The sequence below is a fragment of the Streptomyces sp. NPDC107498 genome (genome assembly GCF_055582805.1).
In genome coordinates this window covers 50,588-57,124 of the sequence record NZ_JBVJPE010000025.1, presented here as the reverse complement: position 1 = coordinate 57,124, position 6,537 = coordinate 50,588, and the positions used below count along the sequence as shown (strand labels likewise).

The following is a 6,537-nucleotide window of genomic DNA, read 5'->3' as shown; positions in this document are numbered from 1 at the left end:
ACCTCGGGTGACCAGTCCTCTTCGACGTCGGGTGACCAGTCGTCGTCCACCTCGGGCGATCAGTCCTCTTCGACGTCGGGTGACCAGTCGTCGTCCACGTCGGGTGACCAGTCGTCCTCGACGTCGGGCGATCAGTCGTCGTCCACCTCGGGTGACCAGTCCTCTTCGACGTCGGGTGACCAGTCGTCGTCCACCTCGGGCGATCAGTCCTCTTCGACGTCGGGTGACCAGTCGTCGTCCACCTCGGGCGATCAGTCGTCCTCGACGTCGGGTGACCAGTCGTCGTCCACCTCGGGTGACCAGTCGTCGTCCACGTCGGGTGACCAGTCCTCTTCGACCTCGGGTGACCAGTCCTCCTCGACCTCGGGTGACCAGTCGTCGTCCACGTCGGGCGACCAGTCCTCGTCCACCTCCGGTACGTCGGGCACGTCCGGCACGTCCGGCACGTCGGGCACGTCCGGCACGACCGGGAGCGGCTCCAACGGCACCGGCGGCTCCGACGGTGGCACCTGCACCGTCGACCTCGACGGCGCCGAGTGCGTGGACACCCCGAACAACACCGACCCCGACCAGGGCGGCTCGCAGCCGGTCCAGCAGGGTCAGGCGAAGGAGGAGCTCGCCGAGACCGGTGCGGCCGAGACCTCGTTCCTGGTCATCGGCGCCGCGACCATGATCGCCGGCGGCATCGGCTTCCGCATGCTGCCGCGTCTCGTCGGCGGTGGCCGCGCCGCCGTCTGAGGCATTCGCCCGGACGCGTGATGCATGACGAAGGGCCGGAGAGCGAGCTCTCCGGCCCTTCGTCATGCATCCGGCTCGGTCTACACCGTCTGAACGGCCGCGAGCAGCGCGATCGCCGCGAGCAGCGCGATCGCCAACGTCAGCAGCATCGCGGGGGACGGCCCCTGAGGGGTCAGACGCTCCCGGTTCGCGCGGCAGACGGGACAGCGGCCCTCGGCGACCGGGGCCGCGCAGTTGGCGCACACCAGTCGGTCGTAGGTCATGCGCTCTCCTCCTCCCGCACGGGGGTACACACCAGGACAACGCCCGGGGGGGTCGGGACGTTCCCCTACCACTGTGCCAGCTCCGCGGCGTTTCGGCGCGCCCCACCGGATTGCCCGGCTTCCGTCCGGAGGGGCGAAAAGGATAAACGTCGCAAGCCAGGACCGCGACTGCGCAGGCCATCCCCGGTCGCGTAAGGTCACGCACACCTACTCCCGGCCGACCGTGGTGCATCCGTGATCCGATTCGACAACGTCTCCAAGTCCTATCCGAAGCAGAGCCGCCCCGCGCTCCGGGACGTCTCCCTGGAGGTCGAGAAGGGCGAGTTCGTCTTCCTCGTCGGTTCCTCCGGCTCCGGAAAGTCGACTTTCCTGCGACTGCTCCTGCGCGAGGAGCGTGCCAGCCAGGGCCAGGTGCACGTCCTCGGCAAGGACCTGGCCCGGCTCTCCAACTGGAAGGTGCCGCAGATGCGGCGTCAGCTCGGCACCGTCTTCCAGGACTTCCGCCTGCTGCCCAACAAGACCGTGGCCGAGAACGTGGCCTTCGCCCAGGAGGTCATCGGCAAGCCGCGCGGCGAGATCCGCAAGGCCGTGCCGCAGGTGCTCGACCTGGTCGGACTCGGCGGCAAGGAGGACCGGATGCCGGGCGAGCTCTCCGGCGGTGAGCAGCAGCGCGTCGCCATCGCCCGGGCCTTCGTCAACCGGCCGATGCTGCTGATCGCCGACGAGCCCACCGGCAACCTCGACCCGCAGACCTCCGTCGGCATCATGAAGCTGCTCGACCGGATCAACAGGACAGGGACCACCGTCGTCATGGCGACCCACGACCAGAACATCGTCGACCAGATGCGCAAGCGCGTCATCGAGCTCGAGAAGGGCCGTCTCGTCCGTGACCAGGCGCGCGGCGTCTACGGATACCAGCACTGACGGCGGGGGAATCAGAACACCATGCGCGCTCAGTTCGTGCTCTCCGAGATCGGTGTCGGTCTCCGGCGCAATCTCACGATGACCTTCGCCGTCATCGTCTCCGTGGCCCTCTCGCTCGCCCTCTTCGGCGGCGCGCTGCTCATGCGCGAGCAGGTCAGCACGATGAAGGACTACTGGTACGACAAGGTCAACGTCTCCATCTTCCTCTGCAACAAGGCGGACGCGACCACGGCGGCCAAGTGCGCCAAGGGCGCGGTCACCGGCCAGCAGAAGGAGCAGATCGAGGCCGACCTCAGGAAGATGGACATCGTCGAGAACGTCCAGCACGAGTCGGCCGACCAGGCGTTCAAGCACTACAAGGAGCAGTACGGCGACACCGCCATCGCCTCCGTGGTGACGCCGGACCAGATGCAGGAGTCGTTCCGGGTCAAGCTCAAGGACCCGGAGAAGTACAAGGTCGTCGCCACGGCCTTCGCCGGCCGGGACGGCGTCGAGTCGGTCCAGGACCAGCGGAACATCCTGCAGAACCTCTTCGACCTGATGAACGGCATGAACATCGCCGCCCTCGGCGTCATGGGCCTGATGCTGATCATCGCGCTGATGCTGATCGTCAACACGGTCCGCGTCTCGGCCTTCAGCCGCCGCCGCGAGACCGGCATCATGCGGCTCGTCGGCGCGTCCAGCTTCTACATCCAGATGCCGTTCATCATGGAGGCCGCCTTCGCCGGACTCCTCGGAGGCGGCGTCGCCTGCGTGCTGCTGCTCGTCGGCCGGTACTTCCTGATCGACCACGGCATCGCGCTCGCCGAGAAGATGCAGCTGGTCAACTTCATCGGCTGGGACGCCGTCCTCGCCAAGCTGCCGCTGGTGATCGCCATCGGGCTCCTCATGCCCGCCGTGGCCGCCTTCATCGCGCTGCGCAAGTACCTGAAGGTGTGACAAGTCACCCCTGACAGCGGATGGCGTCGTACGGCCAAAGCCCGTGCGGCGCCATCGTCTTGTCCTAGAGTGGGCGACATGCCGGCCGGCACCGACGACCTCTGCACCCGGCCCCGCGGAGTGCTCCGTGGGGCCGTTCTGACGTTGGTCTTCACCGGCGTCCTCGCCACCGCCGCCGCCACCGGCGCGCTGCCCCGGCAGGAGCCCGCGGTGAAGGCGGCGCGCGCGTCCGGCGGTGACGAGGGGGCGGCCGCGGGCGGCACGACCGTCGACAGGGCCGCTCTCGCGCGGGCCGCCGCCGCGGCCATGGCCGACGGGAAGTCGGGGGAGAAGGCCGCCGAGGAGTTCGTCAGCCGCAGCGGGGACCGCTGGGGCGCGGTGTACGACAAGAGGGAGTACGCCGAGTTCGAGCAGGCCCTCGACGGCGCCTACACCGGCGTCGGCCTCTCCGCCGGACGGTCCGGGACGGGCGGCGTGCGGGTGACCCGGGTCCAGGCCGGCGGCCCCGCCGACCGGGCCGGGCTGCGGACCGGCGACCGGCTCGTCGCCGTCGACGGGCGCCCGGTCGACGGGCTCTCCGTCTCCGAGGCGGTCTCCCTGCTGCGCGGGGACGGCGTTCCCGGCTCGGCCGTCGTGCTGCGCGTCGAGCGCGGTCGCGCGGCCTGGACGCAGACCCTGCACAGGGCCCGGCTCGCGACGGACCCGGTCACCGTCCGCCGCCTCGACGACGGGGCCGTACTGATCCGGGTCGCCGCCTTCACCAAGGGCGCGGGCACGCGCGTGCGTGACGCGGTGCGGACCGCCCCGGCCGGCGCCGGGGTCCTCCTCGACCTGCGGGGCAACTCGGGCGGTCTGGTCACGGAGGCCGCCGTCGCCGCCTCCGCCTTCCTCGACGGCGGGCTCGTCGCCACGTACGACGTGGAGGGCGAGCAGCGGGCCGTGTACGCGGAGGGCGGCGGCGACACCGGCAGGCCCCTGGTGGCGCTGATCGACGGGGGCACGATGAGCGCGGCCGAGCTGCTCACCGGCGCGCTCCAGGACCGGGGCCGGGCGGTGACCGTCGGCTCGCGGACCTTCGGCAAGGGGTCGGTCCAGATGCCGAGCGCGCTGCCCGACGGCTCCGTCGCCGAGCTGACCGTCGGCCACTACCGCACCCCCGCCGGGCACGCCGTCGACGGCCGTGGCATCACTCCGGACCTGGCGGCGGGGGAGGGGGCCGAGGCGCGGGCGAGAACGGTATTGAGTGGCCTCGGAGGGGGCTCGTAGTGCGAAAATGACCGCACTATGGCAAAGGGACTCGTGAACGTGCAGGGCAAGCCTGCCAAGAAGAACCAGGACAAGGCGCCGGAGCGCAAGCTCATCGCGCAGAACAAGAAGGCGCGGCACGACTACCACATCATCGACACCTACGAGTGCGGTGTGGTGCTCATGGGCACCGAGGTGAAGTCGCTGCGCATGGGGCGGGCCTCGCTGGTCGACGGCTTCGTCCAGATCGACGGCCACGAGGCGTGGCTGCACAACATCCACGTGCCCGAGTACATGCAGGGCAGCTGGACCAACCACCACGCGAAGCGGAAGCGGAAGCTGCTGCTGCACCGGGCCGAGATCGACAAGCTGGAGTCGAAGTCGCAGGAGACGGGTCACACGATCGTGCCCCTCGCGCTGTACTTCCTGAACGGCCGGGTGAAGTGCGAGATCGCGCTGGCCAAGGGCAAGAAGGAGTACGACAAGCGCCAGACCCTGCGGGAGAAGCAGGACACGCGCGAGACGAACCGGGCGGTCGCGGCGGCGCGGCGGAAGCAGCGGGCCGCGCAGAGCGCGTAGTGCCCGGCGCCTCGCGCCGTCAATGCGCTGGCAACCGCACCCGTCGGTCACGTACCATGGGTGCTGCACCCCACCGAGGGTGCGTCTTTTGAAAAAACAACATGGGGATGATCGGTTTCGACAGCGGATGTCGAAGCAGTGGGAAGCGTGTCGAGGAAGCGGCAATGATCTCGTAAACCATATGTCGCAACCAATAATCGCCAACACCAAGAGCGATAACTCCCGCTTCGCCCTCGCTGCCTAATTTTAGGTAACGAACAGAAGCCTCTGTGAGGAGCGTCAGCCCGGGGGTGGTCCCGACCCGGATCCTGGCGTCATCTAGGGATCTAAACCTCCTGCCCCGGTCACGGGGGCAGGGGGGAAATCAAACAGTGACTGAGCCCGTTCCGGACTTGTCTGGGTGATCCGGAGGGCTGAGAAACTCGTACCAGACTGCACACGGAGAAGCCCTGATTCCGCACCGTTGGACGCGGGTTCGATTCCCGCCATCTCCACTCATCCCATGTGGGCAGAGGCCCGGTGGTCGTTCGCGACCGCCGGGCCTTCGTCATGCCCGTGCGCGGGAGTCCCGGCCCGCTCCGGTCGTCGTGCACAGGGTCAGGGCCACCGCCGCCGCCGTCACCGGGAGCAGGAACCCGAAGGACGCGAAGGGTGCGTGGTCGGCGGCCCAGCCGCCGGCGGCGGAGCCCGCCGCGACGCCCGCCAGGAGGGCCGTCACGGCCAGGGCCATGCCCTCGTTGAGCTGTGCCGTCGGGGCGAGGCGCTGGATCAGGCCCATGCCCGTCACCATCGTCGGGGCCGTCGCCATGCCCGCCAGGAGGAGGCCGCCGGCCAGGGCGAGCAGGGAGCCCGTCGAGGCGGCGAGCAGCGGCATCGCCATCAGGACGGTCATCGCGGCCAGACAGGTGCGCAGACGGGCGGTGCGCCGGGCGCGGCCGTAGAGGAGGCCCGCCGCGCAGGAGCCGGCCGCCTGGAGGGCGAGGACCGGTCCCGCGACGGGGCCGTCCACGTACGCCAGGGCGACCACCTCCATGGAGCCGAAGACGGCGCCCGTTGCGAGGAGGACCGCGAGCAGCGACGCCATGCCGGGGGCGCGCAGCGGGGAGCCCGCGGTCGTGCGCGGGGCGACCGGCGGCTCGGTGGAGCGCTGGGCGGCGAAGACCAGCACGCCGGAGAGGAAGAGGAGGCCCGCGGTGAGCGTGCCGGCCTCGGGGAAGAGCGCCGAGCACAGGACGGCGGCGAGCACCGGGCCGAGCATGTAGCAGAGCTCGTCGGCGGCCTGCTCGAAGGCGTTGGCGGTGTGCAGCGCGTCCGGGTCGTCGCGGAGGAGGTGCGCCCAGCGGGCCCGGGACATGCCGCCCGTGTTCGGGGTGGTGGCGGTGACGGCGGTCGTGAGGAAGAGCGCCCAGGCGGGGGCCCGCTCGTGGACGCAGAGCAGCAGCACCAAGTGGCCCAGGACCGCGTAGGCGGTGGCCGGGACCGCGATCCTGGCCTGGCCGTACCGGTCGACGAGCCGGGCGATCAGGGGGCCGGTGACGGAGCCGACGGCGAGGTTGGTGGCGGTGACCGCGCCGGCCAGGGCGTAGGAGCCGTACGCCGCGGCGATCATGATCACGGCGCTGACGCCGAACATGCCCATGGGCAGCCGGGCGATCAGGTTGCCGGCGGTGAAGGCGCGGGTGCCGGGGCGGGAGAAGAGGCGGAGGTAGGGGTCGACGGGCTTCGCGGGGGCGGCCGGTCGGTGGCGGGGGACGGGGACGGGGACGGGGACGGGCCGGTAGCGGGGGGCGAGGGCCGGGCCCGCCGGGGTGAGGGTGAGGTCCGGTTGCGGCATGGACCAAGGCTCCGT

8 protein-coding genes and 1 other RNA gene are annotated in these 6,537 nt (G+C 70.6%); 6 read left to right on the top strand and 3 right to left on the bottom strand.

The window, feature by feature from the left end; all coding sequences use genetic code 11:
* Positions 1–251: 251 nt before the first annotated feature.
* Complete coding sequence (locus ACZ66Z_RS31660) at positions 252–488, bottom strand: hypothetical protein (protein ID WP_469938971.1); 237 nt, start codon at positions 486–488, stop codon at positions 252–254.
* Between the two features lie 52 nt (positions 489–540).
* Here ACZ66Z_RS31660 and ACZ66Z_RS31655 point away from each other — a divergent pair, with 52 nt between their 5' ends.
* On the top strand, positions 541–738 hold the full coding sequence (locus ACZ66Z_RS31655; RefSeq protein ID WP_469938970.1) for an LPXTG cell wall anchor domain-containing protein: 198 nt from the start codon (positions 541–543) through the stop codon (positions 736–738).
* 80 nt (positions 739–818) lie between these two features.
* Here the strand turns inward: ACZ66Z_RS31655 and ACZ66Z_RS31650 are convergent, their stop codons facing one another.
* On the bottom strand, positions 819–1,001 hold the full coding sequence (locus ACZ66Z_RS31650) for a hypothetical protein (RefSeq protein ID WP_469938969.1): 183 nt from the start codon (positions 999–1,001) through the stop codon (positions 819–821).
* A 234-nt stretch (positions 1,002–1,235) separates the two neighbouring features.
* Between ACZ66Z_RS31650 and ftsE the strand changes: the two genes are divergently transcribed.
* The 5 genes from ftsE (at position 1,236) to ssrA (ending at position 5,185) form a co-directional block, all read left to right on the top strand.
* Positions 1,236–1,925 carry a cell division ATP-binding protein FtsE gene (gene ftsE, locus ACZ66Z_RS31645; protein ID WP_469938967.1) on the top strand — a complete coding sequence of 230 codons (690 nt, stop codon included), beginning with the start codon at positions 1,236–1,238 and terminating at the stop codon, positions 1,923–1,925.
* Between the two features lie 21 nt (positions 1,926–1,946).
* Positions 1,947–2,864, top strand: a complete 918-nt coding sequence (ftsX, locus tag ACZ66Z_RS31640; RefSeq protein WP_469938965.1) for a permease-like cell division protein FtsX — start codon at positions 1,947–1,949, stop codon at positions 2,862–2,864.
* A gap of 78 nt (positions 2,865–2,942) precedes the next feature.
* Entirely contained in the window at positions 2,943–4,130 is a 1,188-nt protein-coding gene (locus ACZ66Z_RS31635) for a S41 family peptidase (protein WP_469938963.1), read from the top strand.
* Between the two features lie 18 nt (positions 4,131–4,148).
* The gene (smpB, locus tag ACZ66Z_RS31630) at positions 4,149–4,688 is read left to right on the top strand and encodes an SsrA-binding protein SmpB (protein WP_469938961.1); all 540 of its coding nucleotides are present in this window, start codon (positions 4,149–4,151) and stop codon (positions 4,686–4,688) included.
* 103 nt (positions 4,689–4,791) lie between these two features.
* Positions 4,792–5,185, top strand: a transfer-messenger RNA (tmRNA) gene (gene ssrA / locus ACZ66Z_RS31625).
* A 50-nt stretch (positions 5,186–5,235) separates the two neighbouring features.
* Here ssrA and ACZ66Z_RS31620 read toward each other — a convergent pair.
* Entirely contained in the window at positions 5,236–6,522 is a 1,287-nt protein-coding gene (locus tag ACZ66Z_RS31620; RefSeq protein WP_469938960.1) for an MFS transporter, read from the bottom strand.
* Positions 6,523–6,537 lie beyond the last annotated feature (15 nt).

Excerpts from the sequence above, each read along its gene's own strand:
- ACZ66Z_RS31620 (WP_469938960.1), bottom strand. The coding sequence starts at position 6,522 with ATGCCGCAACCGGACCTCACCCTCACCCCGGCGGGCCCGGCCCTCGCC.
- smpB (WP_469938961.1), top strand. The coding sequence starts at position 4,149 with ATGGCAAAGGGACTCGTGAACGTGCAGGGCAAGCCTGCCAAGAAGAAC.
- ftsX (WP_469938965.1), top strand. The coding sequence starts at position 1,947 with ATGCGCGCTCAGTTCGTGCTCTCCGAGATCGGTGTCGGTCTCCGGCGC.
- ACZ66Z_RS31635 (WP_469938963.1), top strand. The coding sequence starts at position 2,943 with ATGCCGGCCGGCACCGACGACCTCTGCACCCGGCCCCGCGGAGTGCTC.
- ACZ66Z_RS31650 (WP_469938969.1), bottom strand. The coding sequence starts at position 1,001 with ATGACCTACGACCGACTGGTGTGCGCCAACTGCGCGGCCCCGGTCGCC.